The 17406-nt window shown below is 67.7% G+C and carries 14 protein-coding genes; 7 read left to right on the plus strand and 7 right to left on the minus strand.

All coding sequences use genetic code 11. The features are described from left to right. Window positions 1-63: 63 nt before the first annotated feature. The gene (trxA, locus tag BFAL_RS02495) at window positions 64-495 is read right to left on the minus strand and encodes a thioredoxin (protein WP_082440301.1); all 432 of its coding nucleotides are present in this window, start codon (window positions 493-495) and stop codon (window positions 64-66) included. 108 nt (window positions 496-603) lie between these two features. Here trxA and BFAL_RS02500 point away from each other — a divergent pair, with 108 nt between their 5' ends. The 7 genes from BFAL_RS02500 to BFAL_RS02530 all read left to right on the plus strand — a co-directional run bounded on the left by BFAL_RS02500 (window position 604) and on the right by BFAL_RS02530 (window position 9674). Further along, window positions 604-1230, plus strand: coding sequence for an NUDIX hydrolase family protein (locus tag BFAL_RS02500; RefSeq protein ID WP_055426864.1), 627 nt, complete (start codon window positions 604-606; stop codon window positions 1228-1230). Window positions 1231-1244: 14 nt separating this feature from the next. Next, window positions 1245-2087 (plus strand): alpha/beta fold hydrolase, encoded by an 843-nt coding sequence (locus tag BFAL_RS02505; protein ID WP_055426865.1) that lies wholly within the window; start codon window positions 1245-1247, stop codon window positions 2085-2087. Further along, window positions 2084-3217 (plus strand): NAD(+) diphosphatase, encoded by a 1134-nt coding sequence (nudC, locus tag BFAL_RS02510; RefSeq protein ID WP_055426866.1) that lies wholly within the window; start codon window positions 2084-2086, stop codon window positions 3215-3217. The genes BFAL_RS02505 and nudC overlap by 4 nt, the downstream gene beginning before the upstream one ends. 231 nt (window positions 3218-3448) lie before the next feature. Further along, complete coding sequence (locus BFAL_RS02515) at window positions 3449-5086, plus strand: L,D-transpeptidase (protein WP_055426867.1); 1638 nt, start codon at window positions 3449-3451, stop codon at window positions 5084-5086. A gap of 160 nt (window positions 5087-5246) precedes the next feature. After that, window positions 5247-5651: a glycine cleavage system protein GcvH gene (gcvH, locus tag BFAL_RS02520; protein WP_055426868.1), complete on the plus strand. Its 405-nt coding sequence runs from the start codon at window positions 5247-5249 to the stop codon at window positions 5649-5651. 59 nt (window positions 5652-5710) lie between these two features. Then, the gene (locus BFAL_RS02525; RefSeq protein WP_236691633.1) at window positions 5711-6961 is read left to right on the plus strand and encodes an App1 family protein phosphatidate phosphatase; all 1251 of its coding nucleotides are present in this window, start codon (window positions 5711-5713) and stop codon (window positions 6959-6961) included. A 28-nt stretch (window positions 6962-6989) separates the two neighbouring features. After that, the gene (locus tag BFAL_RS02530) at window positions 6990-9674 is read left to right on the plus strand and encodes a S9 family peptidase (protein ID WP_236691631.1); all 2685 of its coding nucleotides are present in this window, start codon (window positions 6990-6992) and stop codon (window positions 9672-9674) included. Window positions 9675-9873: 199 nt separating this feature from the next. Here BFAL_RS02530 and BFAL_RS11840 read toward each other — a convergent pair whose 3' ends face one another. From BFAL_RS11840 to BFAL_RS02560, 6 genes are all read right to left on the minus strand, one after another. Further along, a complete protein-coding gene (locus BFAL_RS11840) occupies window positions 9874-10656 on the minus strand; it encodes an FHA domain-containing protein (protein WP_055426869.1) in 783 nt (260 codons plus the stop codon). Between the two features lie 13 nt (window positions 10657-10669). Continuing rightward, entirely contained in the window at window positions 10670-11275 is a 606-nt protein-coding gene (locus BFAL_RS02540; protein ID WP_055426870.1) for a variant leucine-rich repeat-containing protein, read from the minus strand. Next, on the minus strand, window positions 11275-12240 hold the full coding sequence (locus BFAL_RS02545; protein WP_055426871.1) for a PP2C family protein-serine/threonine phosphatase: 966 nt from the start codon (window positions 12238-12240) through the stop codon (window positions 11275-11277). The genes BFAL_RS02540 and BFAL_RS02545 overlap by 1 nt, the downstream gene beginning before the upstream one ends. After that, a complete protein-coding gene (locus BFAL_RS02550; protein ID WP_236691635.1) occupies window positions 12237-14675 on the minus strand; it encodes a transglutaminase TgpA family protein in 2439 nt (812 codons plus the stop codon). Before BFAL_RS02550 ends, BFAL_RS02545 begins: the two co-directional genes overlap by 4 nt. 128 nt (window positions 14676-14803) lie before the next feature. Further along, complete coding sequence (locus BFAL_RS02555; RefSeq protein ID WP_055426889.1) at window positions 14804-15988, minus strand: DUF58 domain-containing protein; 1185 nt, start codon at window positions 15986-15988, stop codon at window positions 14804-14806. A gap of 224 nt (window positions 15989-16212) precedes the next feature. Then, complete coding sequence (locus tag BFAL_RS02560) at window positions 16213-17391, minus strand: AAA family ATPase (protein ID WP_055426872.1); 1179 nt, start codon at window positions 17389-17391, stop codon at window positions 16213-16215. Between the last annotated feature and the right edge of the window lie 15 nt (window positions 17392-17406).

Here is a 17406-nt window from a genome sequence, read left to right on the forward strand (position 1 = left end):
TACTTATGCTGCCCCATATCATAGCGTGCCGGGTGGCTCGCGCATACGAAAGCCGCCCGGCCGCTACTCGGCCTGCGCGGCCCCGGCCTGCGCCGCGTTCAGGTCGAGCTTCTTCACCTGACCGATCAGATCGTCGAGATCCTCGGCACGCAGCGCGCCCGCCTGCTGGAACACCACCTGGCCGGACTTGACAATCATCAGCGTCGGCACCGCCTGGATGCCCGCGGCCGCCGCCAGATCCTGATTCTGATCGATGTCCACCTTCGCGAACACGATGCCCTTGTTCTCCGGCCTGTCGCTCGCCTCCTCGTAGATCGGGCCGAACGCGCGGCACGGACCGCACCATGTCGCCCAGAAATCGACGAACACGATGTCGTTGCCGGTGATGGTCTGCTCGAACTCAGCCGAAGTGATCTGCGTAGTGGCCATGGAATCTCCTTGAATCGCGGGTGCCGCAATGCCGACGGACGCCCATATGGAAACTGCTCCCGGCATCCAAGCAAACCAGCACGGGCGAACAACACGCGAGCGCCACGCGGCCGATTGGGCTGAAGGCTGACCGCCGCGCACACGCCGTCACACTGCCGCGCGATAATGGGACGCATGCCAGTGATGAATGATGAGGTGCCGGACGAAGGCGACTTCGACGCCGACCGTCCGCGCGGGGAATTCGACCACGTCACCCCGGAGGATTTCATCCGTGGATCAGGCCACGGCAATCCCCCCGGATGGCTCGACCCCGCGGACATCAACCGCGCCCGCAGCCAGATGCCCATCGCGTACGTGGAGATCGTGCCCGTGCGCACCGACGAATTCGGCCGTGTCGCGCAGGTCGGCTCCCTGCTGCGCGTCACCGACGACGGCTCCATCGAACGCGCCGTGATCTCCGGCCGCGTGCTCTTCCACGAGACGCTGCGCGAAGCCATCGCACGCAACGTCGCCAAAGACCTCGGCGACATCGCCCTGCCCATGCTGCCCGTCAACCTGCAGCCCTTCACCGTCGCCGAATTCTTCCCCACGCCAGGGCTCAGCGAATACTACGACCCGCGCCAGCACGCCATCGCGCTGTGCTACGTGGTGCCCATCGCCGGCGACTGCCGCCCGCAGGACGAAACCCTCGACGTCGAATGGGTCGACCCCCACTCCGACATGCTCGCCACCTTCCTCGACCAGATGACCAACGGCCACGACCGCATCGTGCGCAAAGCCCTCGAATACTGCGGGGCATGAAAGGAACCGACCCGATGTTCACCATCCACAACCGCATCCTGCGCGACGGCGACGGCACGCCGCTCATCCTCGTCAACGCCTACCCGGTCGACGGCCGCATGTGGACCGTCTGCGCCGAACGGATCGCCGCGCTCGCCGACGAGGCCGGTCTGCCCGCGTTCCCCATCTGGGCTCCGGACATGCCCGGCTCCGGGCTTTCCCCGGCCCCCTCCGACGCCGCATCCGGCCGCCGCGCCGCCAACGGCTCCTACCCGGACGCGCTCGACCGCATGGCCGAATCCTACGTGGAGCTCCTCTACCGCGGCGGCTATGAGAAGGCCGTGTGGGCGGGACTGTCCATGGGAGGCTACCTCGTCACCGACCTGTACCGCCTCCACCCCGAAACCGTGGCCGGCATCGCCCTGTGCGACACCATGGCCGCATCCGACGGCGTCGGCGGCGAAGCCCGACTCGCCACGTCCGACGCATGCGAGCAGACCGATTCGGTCGAACCGGTCATGCACTTCGCGCAACCCGCCGACGGCGACTCCACCGTGAAGAAGACGCCCGAGTTCATCGAGACCATGACCGCGTGGATTCGCGACCAGAACCCCGCCGGACTCGCCTGGCGACAGCGCATGACCTACGGGCGCACCGACCTCGCCGGCGTGCCCGAGACCGTGCGCGTGCCGGTCGCCGTCGTCTCCGGCGAACTCGACCCGACCTCGAATCCGTCCGTCATGCGCCCGCTCGCCGAACGCATCGGCGGGAATGCGACCTTCACCGCCATCGCCGACTGCGGCCACTTCAGCGCCGTCGAACACCCCGACACCGTCGCCGCCGCGCTCGTCGACCTCGTGGGAAGGGTGAACGCATGACGCTTGCGCTGAACCCGCTCGCCCTCACCCAGACGCTCCCGTTCCTGCCGCTCGCGCAGGGCGACATCGACTACCAGACCGAACGCCGCGCCGAACCCGGACTCATCGAGCGCGTGCTCGCCGAACCCGCCACCAAAGTGATCCTCACCCGGGAAGGCAAGATCGCCGTGCCGCGCGGGCAGGGCGAACTCGCCGACTACGAGAACGTCAAAATGCGCCTCGCCACCATCCCCGGAGCGTATGTGGCGCACGACCTCGCCGAGCATCCGCAGGCCGTCGCCATGTTCCTCGGATCCTACGGCGGGCGACGCGACGAGCACGTCGTCGCCGTCGACATCACGCGCGTCGAACGGCTCGCCGGCGGCAGCGAACGCGGCGCCGACGACGCGTTCGACGAGCCGGAGGACGGCACCAACGGCGGCGTGATCGCCGGTGCCGCGCGCGCGGCGTTCGCGGGCGTCGGCTCCGGCGCGCGGCGTGGCGCCGGACTGCTCGAACAGGCCTTCGACCGGTTCGACTGGGTGGACCTGCGCGGCTTCGCGCCGCACGCCTCCGCGCGCGAAGCCGGTCAGGCCACCAGCGCGATATCGCTGTCCATCTGGCACAACCGGCAGCGCCACTGCCCGACCTGCGGTGCGCCCGTCGCCGCGGCGAACGGCGGATGGGCGCAGCGCTGCACGAACGACGCCGATGGGCGCCGTCTGCTGTTCCCGCGCATCGAGCCCGCCGTGATTACCATCATCGTGGACTCCGCGGGGCGCGCGCTCATGCAGCACAACGCCGCATGGAAGAACCCCACGCTGTACTCCGTCTCCGCCGGATTCGTCGAAACGGGGGAGAACCTCGAACACGCGGCCCGGCGCGAGGCGCTGGAGGAGGTCGGCATCCGGCTCGGCGAGGTGAAGTACCTCGGGTCGCAGCCGTGGCCGTTCCCCTCCTCCCTGATGATGGCGTTCAAGGCGCACGCGCTCACCACCGACATCCGCGTGGACGGCGCGGAGACCGTGGAGGCGCGCTGGGTCACGCCCGACGAATACACCGCGGCATTGGTCTCCGGGCGGATGAGCGCGCCCGGCAAGGCCACGATCGCGCGGTACATGATCGAGGAGTGGCTCGGGCACGAACTCTGAACGGAGTGACGGCGCCGCACGTTCAGAGTGACGAAACGACATATCTCGAATAGTGATATGTGCCACAAACCGTTGCGCCGGCGGCGAATCCGGGGTGTCGCAGGCGCGAACGGACGCCGTTCTGGGAAGGTGTCCGAGTACAGTCGGAGCCAGTCCGCAAGAGGTTTGCGGGCGACGCGGGAAGCGGCGACGGGCCGCGCCCGCGGGATATACGTAGACTAAGGATCGCGAATGACCGACGAACGCAACCAGCAGCCGACCGGACGGCCGGAATACGGCGCCATGCGTGAGGATTTCGAGACCACGCAGGCCATGCCGCCGCTGCCGGGCGTGGGCGCCCCATCCGACGGATTCACCGCCATGAACGACGTTCCCGTTCCTCCCGAGCCGCTCGCCATCGGCACCGTCGCGAAGAAGTCGCACAAGCCGCTCATCATCACGCTGACCATCATCGCCGTGCTGCTCGCCGCGCTCGTCGCCGCGTTCTTCGGCGCGCGCGCCTACTACGACGGCAAGGTCGCGCCCGGCGTGCACCTCGGCGCGACGAGCCTCGCCGGCCAGACCCGCGACCAGGTGAAGGCCGCCGTCGAACAGGCCGTCAAGGACTCCGCCATCACCGTCAACGACACGGCCGGCAAGACCAGCGCCACCGCGTCTCTGGCCGACCTCGGCGTCGACATCGACGTCGACAAGACCGTCGACGCCGTCATGGAGGCGAAGAACTCCTCCGGCATCGCCGGCGACGTGCTGCGCGTCAACCCGTTCAACCGCGTCGACGTGCCGTTGTCCGCCAGCACCGACACCAGCGTGCTCGACGAATACCTCTCCGCCAAGCTCGTCTCCGACGCGGAACGCGCCGTGCCCTCGTCCGTGAGCTTCAACGCCGAGGCGGGCGCGTTCGTCGCCGCCGAAGGCCGCGCCGGCAAGGCGCCCAAGCTTGACAAGGTCGTCGCCGCCGTCAAGCAGGCCATCGCGCAGCCGGGCTCCGCCGCCACCGTCGAGGTCGAGGACGAGACCATCGACGCACCGATCGCCCTCGAAGCCGCGCAGAAGGCCGCCGACGCAGCCAACCAGCGTCTGAACAACAAGATCGTCATGACCAACGGCGACGCCAAGCAGTTCGAACTGCCCGTCGACGTCGTCGCCTCGTGGATCAAGGCCGAAGACCAGCCCGAGCAGGGCGCCATCACCCTGTCCTACGACGACACCGCCATCGCCAAGTACATGTCCGAACAGCTGCCCGGCCAGCTTAACCAGGACATGGTCCCTCAGGAGGATATCGTCGACGACAAGGGCTCCGTGATCGTCGCCGCGCAGGTCAAGGGCGTGGACGGCGTCACCATCAAGGACACCGATCAGGCCGCCGAACAGGTGCTCGACATCCTCAAGGAAGGCAACGGCGGCACCGTGCAGGTCGCCAGCGACGTCAAGAAGTTCGAAGTCAAGCAGAAGCAGAGCGAATGGCGCATCGTCGTCGACAAGACCTCCCAGACGGCCGTCGTCTACCACAACGGCCAGCAGGTCAAGAGCTTCCTCGTGTGCACCGGCGGCCCCGGCCACAACGAGACCGACAACGGCAACTGGCGCATCTACCTCAAATACCGGTCGCAGGACATGCGCGGTTACAACGACGACGGCACCAAGTACCTCTCGCCGGGCGTCAGGTGGGTCAGCTACTTCAACGGCGGCGAAGGATTCCATACCGCACTGTGGAACTACGGCGGCATCGCCTCCGGCGACCCCGCCAACCACGGCTCCCACGGCTGCGTGAACATGTACGAGCAGGACGCCCAGTGGGTCTACGAGAACTGCCCCGACGGCACGCTCGTGCAGGTCGTCGGCACCCAGCCCACCGGCCCGGTGCGCTGACGCACGCTCCGGACGACCGGTGCGATCGATCGTGAAAGCCCCGCCCCATGGCGGGGCTTTCGCATGCCCGGGGCGCGGAAGCCGCCATCGCCGTGATGTGCGCCCGGGCGCGCACAGTTCGCTGCGGGCGTGTTCGGAGTTCCTTGGTAGGGTGGGTGGCATGAGCGATGAAATTGACGACCAGCCGCAGAACCTCGACGTGCCCGAGCACCTCGAATACTCCGACGATCACGTGTGGGTGGACACGACGCTCGACCCCGCCGTGGTCGGCATCACCGAATACGCCGCCGACCAGCTCGGAGAACTCGTCTACGTGGACCTGCCCGAGCCCGGCACGCGCGTCGAAGCCGGCGACGAAGTCCTCGAACTCGAATCCTCGAAGGCCGTCGAACCGCTGATCGCGCCCGTCGCCGGCACGATCCGCTACGTCAACCAGGCCGTCGCCGACGATCCGAGCGTCATCAACTCGGACCCGTACGGCGAAGGATGGATCCTGAAGATCGAACTGGAGGACGACGAACCCGATCTCCTCAGCGCGGAGGAATACGCGAAGGTCGTACGATGACACGCGTATGGAGGCCGGTGGACGGCGACGGACGCGGCACGTCGCGCGCGCTCGGCGACATGCGCCGCATGCGCGCGACGGACGACGCGCCGCGGACGCGCGCCGACGCCGCCGCCGACGACATGCCCACCCTGCCGATTCCGGCGCGACGCGCCGTCACCACGTTCGACGCCGCGTCGCGCCGCGAACGCTACGAGGTGCAGCCGCTGCTCGAACGGCTCGCGCGCCAGGCCATCACCCGCGCGTTCGGCGTGTGGGTGGCGGGCGCGACGCGCACCGCGCACCGCCTCGACTGGTTCCCGCGCGTCGACCCGTACGTCGGCTACGGGACCGAAGACTACTCGCGTCTCATCTGCCGCACCGTCTACGCGGGCGAAGGCAGCCAGTACGGCAAGGCGACGCGCGGCATCCGCGGCATGCTCGCCATCCCCTCGCCCCACACGCAGGTCAAGATCCGCATCGACGACGTGCCGCTCGAAACCGTGCAGGTCGGCGTCTCCGAGACGTTCGACGCGGTCGACTCGCGCCCCGAGCTCGACAGCGAATACGCGATCTCCGACACCTCCGGCTACCTCGACCTCGTCGCCGAACACCGGCTCACGCCCGGCACGCATGACGTCTCCTACCGGGTCAACGGGCGCAAACCCGTGCACGCGAACCTGTTCACCATCCCCAAGGACGCGAAGGTCGGCATCATCTCCGACGTGGACGACACCATCATGATCACGCAGGCGCCCATCCTGTGGAAGGCGTTGTGGAACCTGCTGTTCCTCAACCCGGACAAGAAGGCGTCCGTGCCGGGCATGAGCGTGCTGTTCAACAAACTCGCCGACCTCTACCCGGACGCGCCGTTCTTCTACCTGTCCACCTCGCCGTGGAACGTCGAAGGCGCGATACGCCACTTCATCGAGAATCACGGCTTCCCGGCCGGGCCGCTGCTGCTGCGCGACCTCGACCCCCGCCCGAAGACGTTCATTCCCTCCGGCCCGCAGCACAAGCTCGAATTCGTCGAACAGCTCATGGCCGATTTTCCGGACATGCGGTTCATCCTCGTCGGCGACGACGGGCAGAAGGACCCCACCACGTACGCGACGATCGTCAGACGGTACCCGGGCCGTGTGCTCGCCATCGCAATCCGCCAGCTCAGCCCGCGCGAGTCGATGCCGTTCGGCATCAACCCGGCCGGCATGACCGCCACGCAGCCGATGCCCGCGACCGACGTGCCCGTGTTCACCGGCACGACCGGCGCGAACCTCATGAAGACGATGCTGCCGTATCTGAAGACGCATGCCGCGCAGACGCTTCGATGATGCGCGTGGATGCGTATAATCGTGCGTTATGACCAATGAGAGGAATCAGGCCGGCGGTGTGGGCGGCTCAGGCGGCGGCATGCGCGACGCGATGCCCGACGTGAAGGAACCGGAGACGGATGTGATGACGAAGGATGCATCGGTAGCGCCTGGTGGCGAGTCGGGTGCGTCGGGTGATTCTGTCGCGTCGGGTGAGCCGGTCGCGCCGGTCGCGGATAAGGAGCCGACGCGGCGCGAACACCACGGCGACGTGTTCATCGACCCGTACGAGTGGATGCGCGACAAGGACTCGCCGCGCACGCGCGCGTACGTGGACGCGCAGAACCGGCTGTGCGAGGCGCGCAACCGGCATCTCGACGGACTGCGGCGCACCCTGTTCGACGAACTCAAATCGCACGTGCAGGAGACCGACATGTCCGTGCCCGTGCGCATCAACGACTACTGGTACTACGCGCGCACGCAGGAAGGACGCCAGTACGCCGTGCAATGCCGTATGCGCGTGCGCGGCGCCGACGATTGGAACCCGCCCGAAATCGACCCGCTCGGCGCGCCCGGCAGTCTCGACGGCGAGGAGATCGTCTTCGACGCGAACAAGGAATCCGCAGGGCACGACTTCTTCCGGCTCGGCGGCATGGACCTGAGCCGTGACGGACGGTGGATGCTCTACGGCGTCGACACGGAAGGCGACGAACGCTATGACTACCGCATCCGCGACCTGAACGACGGGCACGACCTGCCCGAACTGTTCCCCGCGGTCGGCGGCGCATGCTTCACGCCGGACGGCGGCTACGTGTTCTGGATCGAACTCGATGACGCGTGGCGTCCGTGCGCGGTCTGGCGGCACAAGGTCGGCACGCCGGTCGGCGACGACGTGTGCGTCTACCGCGAAGGCGACGAACGCTTCTGGGTGGGCATCGGCCTGAGCTTCGACGAACGCAGCCTCGTGCTCGGCACCGGCTCCAAGACCACCACCGAAGTGCTCATGCTGCCCGTGACCGACCCGGAAGGCGAGTTCAAGGCGTTCATCCCGCGCAAGACCGACGTGGAATACGACGTGAGCTTCGCCTGCTTCGAGCACGCGGGGGAGCAGGGCGAGGACATCCCGCTCGCCATCGTCTACCACAACGCGAAGAACCCGAACTTCGAGATCGACGTGATCGACATGCGCCGGCACGATCCGCCGTACACGCTCGGCGAAGGCGTGTGCGTGGCCGAAGGCTCGCCGTACGGATGCGAGCATGCGGCCGACGCCGCGGACCGGGACCGGTCCATCACCGCGCCGTACATGAACCCCCGCAATCCCGCCATCCTGCAGGGGCTGCACGGGCTCGGCATCGAAGGCATCGCGGTGCATCGTCACTTCGTGACGCTCTCTTACCGTGCCGACGGACTGCCGCACGTGGCCGTCATGCCCAAGGTGCGCGCCGTAGAGGACTTCCTCGCCGGACGGCCGTGGCGGTTCACGGAACTGTTGCCGCCGGCGCTGGAGGACGACTGGGACACCGTCGCCGACGACCGCGACGAGACCGGCGACCATGGCGAGACGCTGTGGGCGGAGGATTGGGATGCGCGTGGGGACGCACGGCACGCTGGTGCTGGTGATGATGCCGGCGTGGAGGCTGGTGGTGCCGGCGTGGGCGTCGTGGGCGCTGGCGGTGCGGGCGTCGTGCCGGACCACACGTCCTCGTCGGACGGCGCGAGCGACGACCACCTGCCCGGCGAGACGCGACGCCTCTACTCCATCGGCACCGGCGGCAACCCGTCGTACGACGCGCCGCGCATGCGCTACTCGTTCACCAGCTACACGCGCCCCGGCGAACTGCATGAGATGAACCCGGAGACCGGCGAGGATCGTCTGCTCAAACGCGCCACCGTGCTCGGCGGCTACGATCCGCGCGACTACATGGAACGCCGCGTGTGGATCAAGGCGCGAGACGGCGAACGCATCCCCGTCTCGCTCGTCTGGCGGCGTGAATTCCCCGCACAGGATTCGCCGATGTTCATCACCGGCTACGGCGCGTACGAGATCTCCTCCGACCCGAACTTCTCCGTCGCGCGCCTGAGCATGCTCGACCGCGGCGTACTGTACGCGGTGCCGCACATCCGCGGCGGCGGCGAACTCGGCCGCGCATGGTACGAGCAGGGGCGCCGTCTCAACAAGAAGCACTCGTTCGAGGACTTCGTCGACGCGACCGCGGCATTGCAGCGCGCGCACCTCGCCGACCCGCGGCGCACCGTCGCCAACGGCGGCTCCGCGGGAGGGCTGCTCATGGGCGCGATCGCCAACCTCGCGCCCGAACGGTACGCGGGCATCGAGGCGGACGTGCCGTTCGTGGACGCGCTCACCTCGATCCTCGACCCCTCGCTGCCGCTGACCGTGACCGAGTGGGATGAATGGGGCGACCCGCTGCACGACGAGGACGTGTACCGGTACATGAAGTCGTACACGCCGTACGAGAATCTGCCGGACGGCGATTCGGCGGCCGGGCGTGCGTTCCCCCGCATCTTCATCACCACGTCGATGAACGACACGCGCGTGCTGTACGTGGAGCCGCTCAAGTGGCTCGCCGCGATGCAGGCGCGCGGGTTCGACGCCATCGCCAAGATTGAGGTCGAGGCCGGGCACGGCGGCATCTCCGGGCGGTACAAGCAGTGGGAGGAGGTCTCCTACGAGAACGCGTGGTGCCTGGACGTGATGGGGCTGCGGTACTGAGGTGTGCTGGGATTCCGTGCCGAGGTGATGCGGAGTGTCCGCCGGATGGCGTGATGCCGGCCGACATGTGAAGGACCGTGACTCCTGTGGGGGAGTCGCGGTCCTTCACTGTGGATGTGCTGCTGTGTACCGGTTTCAGGACGGCGTGACCGGTTTCAGGGTTACCGGTTTCAGGACGGCGTGACCGGCCGGTGGAGGCTTACTTCTGCTCTTCGAGGGTAAAGAATTGGTCGCCGATGCGCAGAGTGGAGGGAGCCTCCAATTGGACGGACGTGCCCTTGAGCACCTGCTGCTCCTCGCCGTTGCGGATGATGAACGTGCCGTTCAGCGAACCGTAGTCCTCGATCCACAGCTGGCCTTCCTGGTCGATGCTGATGGCCGCGTGGTTGCGGGAAGTGGTGCGGGTCGGATCCTCGATCTTCACGGCCTTGGCACCTTCGGGAATCGCCTCGGAGGGACGGCGCCCGAGGAGCACGCTGCGGTCGATGAGAATCGTCTGGCCCGTCGCTTCGTTGTGGAGCATGTAGGTCTTGTGCGCCTGCTTGATGGTGAACGAGCCGGACAGCACCGTGCTGTCCCAATCCTCGTCATCGTCCTGCGCGGCGTGCTCGGGGGCAGCGGGTTCGGCGTGCGCCGCGGCCTGTGCGGGGGCGGCGGTCTGCGTGGACTGGAACGGCTGCACGGTGGACTGGATCGGCTTCGGCTGCGACTGGTTCGTGACGAACGTACTGGTCACCACCGGTTCGGCCGAAGCCAGACCGGCGGCGGCAAGACCGCCCGCAGGCTGCTGCGGTTCGGGCTGGGCGGTCTGCTCGGCGGGCTGGGCCTGCGCCGGCTGTGCGGCGGGCTGGCTCTGATACCCGGTCTGCGGTTGGGTGGCGGGCCCGGACACGGTCCGCGCGTCCGGCGCGTCATATGCCACCGGATCGTCGGCGTACCAGCCGGGTTCCGGTGCCGGAGGGAATGGAATCACATTGCGCATCGTGCCATGCTCCTCACTTGCGGTTGGCAAGAGCCGCGTTGACGACCGGATCGCCCAATTGGGCCAGCCAGTCGACGAGAGCCGGGTAAAGGTTCGGGTTCTGCGCCAGGGCGGCGTACAATTCCGGCGCCTTCTGCGCGATTTCGGCCATCTGCATCTGATCGGTGGTGGTGCGCGCGAGTTCCGCGGTGAATCCGTACGGGTTCTGCGGCGCTTGCGCGTACGGGGAGGCCGCGTACGGGTCGGGCTGTGCGGCGGAGGTCGCGGAGGGCTGCGCCTGAGCGGCGTATGCGTCATAGACGGGCTGTGCGACGGGCTGTGCGGCGTACGGGTCGGGCTGCGCCGCCGGCTGTGTTGCGGGCTGGTTGGCGCCGGCGACCGGCTGCGCGGCCGTGTCATACCCTGACTGGATGTTGCGCTGCTGCAGCACCTGGGCCACGGTCTCTCGCGCGCGGTCGTCGCCGAACTCGGCGAGCCAGCGCAGCAGACCCGGGTAGGCGCGTGGATTCACCGCGACGTTAGCGCCGAACTCCGGATTCTCGTAGGCGACCTTCGCCAGAAGAATCGGATCCGCGTTCTGATCCTGAACCGCCTTGACCGCGGAATCGTAATCGACCATCATGGCCTCCTTGGTGCTATTGTCCGTAAGGTTTGCAAAGTCTCGTCGGCGATATTGCCGATATCCTCCTCGTCGCCCAGTTTAGTCACCGACCAGGGGTGTCGCGCCGGTGCGAGCACAGGCATATCCGCGACGATTACGGTCACGTTGTCGTGCCCGCCGGCCTCGAGGGCGGCCTGTTTGAGGGCGTCGGCCGCCTGCTGCGGATCATCGTACCGGGCTGCGGTCGAGGCGATCTCGTCATCGCCCGAGACTTCGGCGTGCAGACCATCCGAACAGATGATGAACCGTCCGGTGGCGTCGGTGAGGAACAGATCGGGCTTGATGCCGTCCGGATCTCCGATGCACTGGGTGATGACGTTGCGGGGGATCAGCGTCTCCGCCACCTCCGGCAGCAGTTCGCCCGTGTCGATGGCCTCCTGCCGCTGCGAATGATCCCTGGTGATGCGGGTGAGCGTCGAAGCGTCCCAACCGGAGCCGTCGGGGAGGGCCTCCATATGGTAGGTGCGCGAATCGCCGATATTGACCACGTAGGCGAGGTTCTCGGTATTGAACTGGACTCGCGGCGTCCCGTCCTCGGCGGTTTCGGTGACGTCTGCGGCCCCGGAGGTCTCCGAGGAGTCCTCGGTGCCGGTCCCGGAACGGTCGGGGGCGTCCCCATGCACGAGAATCAGGCCCGTGACCGTCGTGCCGGCGACGCCGCCAAGCTCCTGCCCCAAGGCGAGTACATCGGTCTGGGCGTCGGTGAGCACGGTCTCGATGTCGGCGCGGTTGCGGACCGGAAGCGCCACCAGCGCCTCCAGGTGTTCGATGGCGCGGGCGCTTGCCCGTTCTCCGCCCATGCCTCCGCCCATGCCATCGCACACCACGTATACGCCATGATCGGCGTAGCCCAGGTCCTGGTTGTTCCTGCGCTTGAGACCGACATCGGTGGCGAGTCCCGCCGTGAGATGTCCGATGTTCATGAACGCTTCCCCTCTGTCCGTGCGCCGGCCTTCTCGGAGCCGGACGTTTTGCCGTGCATGCGTCCTGCGAACCAGACACGCATACTCGCCACTATACCTGTTGACATGTGCACTCGCCCGTCGTCCATATGGTGTGTGAACGTTCCCGCAAGGCTTAGTCGCGCCCTCCAACGCCTCGGTCGGGGCATCGACGCGAGCATGGCGGCGCGTATGCCGTCCACCGATGACCAGTAGCTGCGTGCCTGTTCGTCGCTGACGCCCTGCCCGGAGAACGCCGCGTAATCCGCCTGGCGGGACATGGCCATGAACTCGGCTCCATCGAGATGCAGCTGGTCGGCGATCGTCCGTCCCTCCTCACGGCGTGTGCCGTGCGCGTCGATGCCGCTTTGCCGTGCGAGCGCGGTCAGGGCCCGCCATCCGGCGGCGACACGCACGCGTGGCGTGCCCCGTCTGCGCGCGCGGGCCAGCTGGATCGACTTGCCGAGTAGAATCGCGCCGCAGATGACGAGCGCCGCCCATAGCGGGCTGCCGTAGACGGCCACGCGGCGTGCGACCCGCCCGGCCCGCGCCCAGAACAGGTTCGTGCCGGCGTCATCGGCGTCCTCGCCGGCGAGCGAGGACTGCCCGCGGGCCTGCTGCTCGTCGCGCAGCGGATCCTGCAGCGGCACCGGAGGCTGGCGTACCAGCGTCTGCGGATTCGGCGGCGTGAGGTTCTGGTTCTCGTCCGGGATCTTCGTCTCCTTGGGGGTCGGGTAGAACGCCACCCACCCGTAGCCGTCCAGTTTGACCTCCACCCACGCCTCGATGTCGTTGCCCGTGAATTCGGTGACGGTCTGATCGCCGCGTCTCTCGGTGCGTGAGGCGCTGATCGCCCCGTCCTTGTTCTTCGGAACGAACCCGAGGACCACGCGGCTGGGAAGGCCGAGGCTGCGGGCCATCAACGCCATCGCCGAAGCGTACTGCTCCGAATCGCCGACCATTTCCTTACCTCCGAGCAGCTTGTCGATGCGATAGTTGCCGTGCCCCGGCAGTGAAGGATAGTCGCCGGACAGCCCATGGGAGAACCAGCCGGATTCCTTGAGCTCCTGCGCGAGTTTGCTCGCCGCCGCACCGCCCTTCATCTCGCCGCCGGCCAGCGCCGTGGCGAGCCTGCCCGCCGAATCCGGTGAGTCGATGATCTCCGGTTGGCTGATCTGCGCCGCCTTGGCCGCGTCGATCTGCTTGTCCGAGGGATGCCGCGGGATGATGCCGGTCTCCGTATAGGTCAACCCCTTGGCGGTCCCTGAAGGGTAGATCGCGGAATCGGTGTCCTTGTTGTAGTAGAAGGTGTTCCGTCCGTCGCCGTCGTTCGTGACGTCGCCGGTCCCGTCGAACGTGACCGAGCTCGCCGCGCCGGACAACGGGAGCCATGCGTCCGCCAGTCCCGCTCCCACGGTGAAGGTGGCGGTGAAGCGGTCGCCCTGCACGTCGTTCGCTATCGTCGTACCGACGCGACGATAGTTCGACGAGCCGGAAACCGCCGACGAATCGGACAGGTTCCACACGTTGCCGTCGAAACGGTCCATCACCGCGAGACGGACCGTGGCGCCCTCCGGCAGATTGCGGACGGTCAGCACGGTGTCGTCCTTGTGGTCCTTGATGTACGCGCGCAATCCCGACAGCGGGCTCGTATAGTCGTATGGGCTCAACGGCGGCTCGTACCGGTCGCGCAGGATCAGACGGTTCTGCGGCACCGTGAGGCAGGTGCCCACGGCGAGTCCGCCGGCGAGAACGACGATGACCAGTGCACTGAACCACCGCCCCAGCTCCAGCAGGCTCCACCGCGAGGACGACCAGACGATGAGGACGAGCGCGGCGGCCGTGCCCGCGGCGGGACGCCACCACCCCGTCGAGGTGCCGAGCAGCGCGGACGCCGCGAACGAGGCGATGACGGGCAGCGCCGCGAGCGTGGCGGTGCGGCCGTCGTCGCCGATGGCGAACAGGCCCGTGAGGAACGCCGTCCACAGGGACAGCGTCCATAGGGCCATCAGCGATCCGTCGCCGGTACCTACCGGGGGAGCGATGGAAATGAGGTATTTGAACGCTCCGAACGTGTCCTGCCACCCTTCGGACAGGGTCGCTGGAGTGGGCACGACATGCGCGATGGCCGTGCCGTTGAGCAGCGCCGTCGGCCCGACGACGAATTGGGCGAAGGCGAGGAACACCAGCTGCCACCACAACCGCAGCGGCTGGTACACGCCGGACAACGCGATCAGGCATCCGATGACCGTCGCCGCACCCGCGGTCATCGTCCAACGGCCGAGGTCGCCGTAGACGTCGATGAGGTTCGATACGGCGAGCAGGGTCAGCAGCACGGTGACGGCCATATTGGCAAGATGCCTGGCCCAGGGTTCGCGGGCGCCGCCCGACAGGGAACCGCGGCCGCCGCGGGTCATCCAGATCACCGAATGGGTCGAATCCGCCCACGAGCCGGTGGCGGTGCCGGTCCGGTCGTCGACGTTCCGGTCCGCTGCGGCGCCCGTAAGGGAGACGGACGCCGGGTCGAGGGGAAGCTGCTGGGCGATCATGCGAGCACCCCCATGATGAGCGGCAGGTCGTCGAGTTCGCCGACCGTGGCGAGCGTGAAATCGTGGAAGCGGCGGACCGCGCGCGGGGCGCCCCGATCGGTCTGCAATACGAGCGTGGAGGCGGATCGCGGCAATGCCATGACCATGCGTTTGATGCTGTCGAGTCCACGCAGCGAACCTACGGTGAGGAAGTAGAACGAGGCGTCGTGGTCATGCGCGAGCGTGCCCTGCACGAGGTTCGGATTGTCGTCGCGGTCGGGGGCGATCATGCTGCACGAATCGAGGAAATCGGCGGCGTGGCGTGGCGTGGCGTGCATGCTTCCGGCATGCGTCGACAACGGTCTGTCCTGCGTCAGGCAGCGGACGCCGATCGAGGCGTGCACGGACACCGCCAGTTCGAATTCCTCGGAGGATGCGTATTCCTCGGGATTGACGGACAGGGCCAGCGCCGTGTCCGTGCGTCGTGTCGCCTCGTACTGGCGAATCATCAGAGTGCCTGTCTTCGCCGTGCTCAGCCAGTGCACGTTGCGTACGTCGTCTCCGGGTTCGTATTCGCGCAGTCCGTAGAAGTCGAGGTCGTCGTCGACGATGTCGCCGCTGGGCTGGCCTTCGAGGTCGCGGGCGAGTCCGGCGTTGAGCGTGGCGAGCGGGACGGTGGCGGGGTGGATGAACAGGTCGTGCCGGTCGGCGAGCCGCTTCTCGTGGCGTATCAGACCGAACGGGTCGCCTTTGCGCACGCGCAACGGCCCGATGGAAAGCACCGCGCGCGACAGCGTGCGGAATTCGATGTCGGTCTCCTTCGACTGCCCGGAGGCGAGCATGGGGATGGAGAAGCGTTCGTGCATGTCGCCGATGGGCAGGTCGCCGCGCGCCGTCGCCGTGGGCATGCGGCCGGGGTTGGCGATGTCGACGCGCACGGCCACCGTGTCTCCGACGGTCACCCTGCGGCGTTCGAGTCCGACTGATGCCTTGAACGCCGTGTTGCCGAGCGACATGACGATGGCGGCGAGGGTCATCGTCATGGCCGCCACGCCATAGGCGAGCAGCTCGTGCCAACCGAGCGGAAGGAACGCGATGAGGGCGGCCGCTCCGCTGACCGCCACCGCCCACCCCAGCGGGGAGACGTATCCTGTGAGCAGACGGCGGACGCGGCGCAGGATGCCGTCGGCCGTGCGTCGCATCCTACGCCTGCGCGACCGGCGCTCGAGTTCGACGGCGGATGGGGCGCCCGCGCCGTCGGCTGAGCCGGTCGCCGGCGCGGAACGGCCGGCGGGGGCCGGCATGGCGACGGCCGCCGGGACGGCCATGGCCGCCACGGCATCGTTCGGCGCCACGGCGCCGATTCGCGCCGATGCGTTGCGTCTGAATGGGAACATGATCCCGTCCTCCCTCCCTGGGCCCCGGTTCAGCGCCCGAGCACGGGCGCCGGCACTTCCTCGAGTATCCGTGCGACAGCGCTTTCCTGCGTGGCCCCGGCGAACGTGGCTTCGGCGGTGAGGCTGAGACGGTGGGCGAGCACCGGTACGGCGAGCTCCTTGACGTCGTCGGGCACGACGTACCCGCGGCCGTCGGCGGCGGCCCAGATGCGGGCGCACCGGGTCAGGGCGAGGGCGCCACGCATCGACGCGCCGACCATGATGCAGTCGTCATGGCGCGTGCGTTCGACGATTCTGACGATGTATTCGGTGATCACGTCGTCGATGTACACCGATTGCGCGGTTTGCCGCAAGGCGATGACGTCGTCGCCGGTGAGTACCGGCGAGACTGCGGCGGCGCGGTCGGTGACGTCCAGCTGTTTGAGGATGTCCACGGACACGTCGTGCCCCGGGTACCCGATGGAGGTCTTGATGAGGAAACGGTCCATCTGCGCTTCGGGCAGCTTGTAGGTGCCGAGCTGCTCGATCGGGTTCTGCGTGGCGATCACGATGAACGGCTGCGGCACGTCGTGCGTGACGCCGTCGACGGTGACGCGCTGCTCCTCCATGACCTCGAGCAACGCCGACTGGGTCTTCGGCGAGGCGCGGTTGATCTCGTCCGCGAGCACGATGGATGCGAAGACGGGGCCTTCTCGGAACGTGAAGTCGCCCGTTTTCTGATCGTAGAAGGTCACGCCCACCACGTCGGAGGGCAGCAGGTCCGGCGTGAACTGGATACGTTTGAAACTGGTGTCTATCGAATGGGCGAGGGCTCGGGCGAGCTGCGTCTTGCCGGTTCCGGGGTTGTCTTCGAGCAGCACGTGGCCGCCCACCATGAGGGCGGTGAGCACCAGACGGATTGGCCGTGCCTTGCCGACCACGGCCTGGGCGATGTTCTCCGTGAGAAGGTTGAACACGTCCCGGAAGTGGTCGACGTCGCCGGATGTCGCCGTCATGGTCGGTTCGATGGGCTGCACTGCGGCAGGGGCGTGGAACGTCGAGGTCGTCTGTGCAATCGGCGGCGAGACGGGCTTGGCCGGGATGGAGGGCTTTGGCCGGGACGGCTTGTTCGGTCTGCCCGGCAGACTCGTCGTGATTGGCGGGTGCGCGTCCGTGCCGTCCGAAAGCTGGGTGGAGTCGTCGATCGGCTCGTGGGTGTTCTCGCTCATGGTGTGCTCCTTGTG

Origin of the sequence: Bifidobacterium aesculapii, from assembly GCF_001417815.1 — a bacterium.
Classification (GTDB): Bacteria; Actinomycetota; Actinomycetes; order Actinomycetales; family Bifidobacteriaceae; genus Bifidobacterium; species Bifidobacterium aesculapii.